The following is a 3,039-nucleotide window of genomic DNA, read 5'->3' as shown; positions in this document are numbered from 1 at the left end:
AGATAGAAATCACCAAAAAAGCGATAACTATAACACGCTTTGATAGCAGTTTTTTAAGTAAGCTAAGTATTATCAAACTATCTGCTTGTGAATTTGCCTGTATCCCCTCTTCGGTAACTAAAGGTGTATCTGAAACAGGGCTATAATCGCTTGGTGCATTAGCAATGTGGATTTTAGAACCTTCCTGATCAGTATAGATTTTAGGAGTCATGACAGGAAGGGTTTCTCTAATCTTATTTTCGATGTACTCATGTAACTCATCTAGAGAAATCACCCTATCCCCATTCAAATCAGCTTCTCCCGTTTTAATACCTTCTACCAAATACTGAGTGTAAATTGAGAGCTGTTTGTCCAGCTGTTTGTCCAATTGACTAAAGGAATAGTCAGTTGAAGAGGCGAGAATAGCACGCCCTTCTCCTCCTAATTGATTTTGAAGATCGACGGAGCGATCATCTTTAACCAGTAGGCCATTACGAAAGGCTGCACTAAAGCAGCAGTCGAGGATAACCACTTGTCGCTTGGAGCGGCTACCTTTCATAATGTCATGGATAGCCTTAGCGGAAACTGCGGTTGTCCTAACTAGTTCTCCCTGTGGATTCTTACGAGTAATACGATTTGCTAAGTACAGTTGATTGCTGCTATCTTTAACACCGTGACCTGAAAAGAACAGTAACACCAAATCATCTTTTGTAGAACTGGTGAATAACTCTTCAATAGCCTCCGCCATTTCCTGTCGATCAGGATTGCTGAGAGCTTTGACATCAACAAAATTACCCAGTTGTGGGGAACCCAGTATTCGTTTGATTTCCTCTAAATCTTTGGTTGCGCCAGGTAGTGGCTCTAAGCCCTGTCCATATTCACTGACTCCAATCAACAGCGCTCGTTTTACCCCTTGTGATTGGCCAGCATCCTTTACATGGAACTGTTTATGGCTTGGCTTGTCTCGCACAACTGGCTGATTTAGACCTTGAAATCCTGACTCATTTCGAGGTTGAATTAATTGAGCATCTTGCACTTGCATGAAAATCACAGGTGTAGCAAAATCCCGTTTCCGATACCCTGTTGATTCATGGAGACTAATTTCTCGTCGTCCTTCCTGTACTGCTATATCTGCTGGCTTCCCTTGAGCTAATTGTTGATAAAAATGGCAGGCAAATCGGCTAGCTGTGCTGTTAGACACGGGATACTGCATGGCCACGAGTACAGGAATAATTTGCTGCACAACCTTGGAAGCTAGCCCTACAGATGGTTTCGATGTAGACTCCATTGCTCCCTGACATGCCTGCAACATAATAATTCCAGGTCGATGCTCATTAAAGAGTTCACTAAATTCATTGGCGCTAATCCACCGTGCCTGATCGAATTGATCCACCAAGGCAATTTCACCATTTTCATTCCGGAAACGACCATGACCGATGAAATGGAAAATATGAGGCTTTTTCCTAAGAACTTTATCAATAGCACTGCCGCTAGCTGGATTCACTACTGGTAACAATTGCACCTGCTCTGGTTGTGCCTCGGCTAGTGTCTCTATCGCCGCCTGCACTTCTTCGTAGGCAACTGGATTTAAATCTGTGGGTGCAGAGACAACTAAGGCAATCCGCATTTTTTCATTTGCGCCTAACTGAATCGGTGATGCTGAAATCGGCTGTGAGCAAAAGCGCGAGAAGACCAAGCGAGGTGCAGTAGCGAACCACATTGTTCTTAAGTTCTTCCTCTGAGGCAAACACATAAATTCCCACGGAAACGCTGCCACTTCAGGGATATTTTGCTCGTCTATATCTAGTTCTACCCGTAGCAGTTGCTTTTGCTTGTGAACAACTTCGTGGTAAAATTCAACAAAATCATCGCAAAGTCGATCATCAAACAAGGCATCAAACAAGGCTTCTCCGAGTAACCTCGACTGCTTAGCATCCTTGGGTTCGTTTTGATGAACCTCCTCGATCAGCTTCTTGACTTCTGGGGTGATCTTATCCTGATAGCGAAATGCTGTAAAGATTGGATTATGGTGCTTTCCAGGTTCTTTCTTTTCAACCCCCACTGTATAATAATTGATCAGGTAGATGCGATAGGTGTAGTAGGCTCTAGTCATAGCTGTCTGATCAGATAAAGCTGATTAATTGGTAAGCATACGCGCTACGCGCACACTACGCGAACAGTGGTCAGCGGTCAGCGGTCAGTGGTCAGCGGTCAGCCTTCAGCCTTCAGCCGTCAGCCGTCAGCCATCAGCTGATTTTATTCAAAAGCACTTTAAGTAGAGTGGCACAGGCTTCTAGCCTGTGACCTAACCCATAAGCTGATAGTTGATAGCTGACCACTGATAACTGATAACTGATAACTGATAGCTGATAACTGAATGCTTACCATAGATTTACAATAAAAAGATGCACCCGATTTAAGTAGCTAAATCCTGTGTAAGATTAGCTTTCGGTAGCTTCAATATCCATTCCTTGACATCACTACGACTGAATTTAATTGCCGCCTGATTCTTATTTCGTATTAAGGTTTGGAATCTATCTGCCAGATCACTGAAAACATCACGGATATCAGCAGTTAACCAGTTCATATTTGGTTCAACCCAAACCATACCGCGCAAATTAATAGACTTTATTTCCTTAGGCACTTTAAAGACAATAGCAAATTGGACTGTCGGTATTTTTTGGATTTCCGGCTCTTCAATGCGCCAGTAACACCTTGAGTTACCTTCACCTTGGGAAATCATTTCAAAGTGACCAGCTTCGTAAGCATACTCAGGAATGACAATGAATGCTTTGAGTTCGTTCTTCTTTGCTACATTAGCTTTGAGCTCCCCAGGAAGAGTGGTAAGTTCGGCTACTTCAGTGCTATCAATCCCGATACTCCAATCAAGATTGCTATTAATAGCTAAATTCATGCCCACCCCGGATCTCATCACAGGTCGCCATTGGCTTTTGGGGAAAATAGACTGAACGATCGGCTCTTTTTCTCCTTTGGGACTGAAGTCAAGCTCACAGCATAATCGCCAAAATCTAACCCCTGGTTTAGGACGTAAATCGACAA

Annotated in this window: 3 protein-coding genes; 1 reads left to right on the top strand and 2 read right to left on the bottom strand. The window is 43.2% G+C overall.

Going from position 1 to position 3,039, the window contains the following annotated elements; all coding sequences use genetic code 11:
• On the bottom strand, positions 1-2,092 hold a 2,092-nt coding region (locus F6J94_RS32340; protein ID WP_293047729.1), incomplete at its 3' end, for a CHAT domain-containing protein.
• A 28-nt stretch (positions 2,093-2,120) separates the two neighbouring features.
• Here F6J94_RS32340 and F6J94_RS32335 point away from each other — a divergent pair.
• On the top strand, positions 2,121-2,258 hold the full coding sequence (locus tag F6J94_RS32335) for a hypothetical protein (protein WP_293047726.1): 138 nt from the start codon (positions 2,121-2,123) through the stop codon (positions 2,256-2,258).
• A gap of 137 nt (positions 2,259-2,395) precedes the next feature.
• Here the strand turns inward: F6J94_RS32335 and F6J94_RS32330 are convergent.
• A partial coding sequence (locus F6J94_RS32330; RefSeq protein ID WP_293047721.1) for a hypothetical protein occupies positions 2,396-3,039 on the bottom strand: 644 nt, incomplete at its 5' end.

It is taken from the genome of Moorena sp. SIO1F2, from assembly GCF_010672755.1.
In the GTDB taxonomy this organism is placed as follows: Bacteria; Cyanobacteriota; Cyanobacteriia; order Cyanobacteriales; family Coleofasciculaceae; genus Moorena.
The sequence above is the reverse complement of the archived record's forward strand: the minus strand, read 5'-3'. Positions and strand labels throughout refer to the sequence as shown.